The 395-nt window shown below is 67.6% G+C and carries 1 protein-coding gene; it reads left to right on the plus strand.

Annotated features, from left to right (window positions below):
* The coding region (locus tag ACV22W_RS33655) for an AMP-binding protein (RefSeq protein WP_448023850.1) at positions 1 to 395 on the plus strand (395 nt) is incomplete at both ends.

Below are 395 nucleotides of genomic sequence, written 5' to 3' on the forward strand. Positions count from 1 at the left end.
TCGCGCTTCGCGAATGCGCTGAAGAAACGCGGAATCGGCAAGGGCGATCGCGTCGTCATCTACATTCCGATGTCGATCGAAGGCATCGTCGCGATGCAGGCCTGCGCGCGCATCGGCGCCACGCACTCCGTCGTGTTCGGCGGCTTCTCCGCGAAATCGCTGAACGAGCGGCTCGTCGACGTCGGCGCGGTCGCGCTCATCACCGCCGACGAGCAGGCGCGCGGCGGCAAGACGCTGCCGCTCAAGAGCATCGCCGACGAGGCGCTCGCCATGGGCGGCTGCGAAGCCGTCAAGAGCGTGATCGTCTATCGCCGCACCGGCGGCAAGATCGACTGGCACGCCGGGCGCGACCTGTGGATGCACGAGATCGCCGACAGCGAATCCGACACGTGCGC

The organism is Burkholderia sp. AW49-1 (assembly GCF_053427845.1).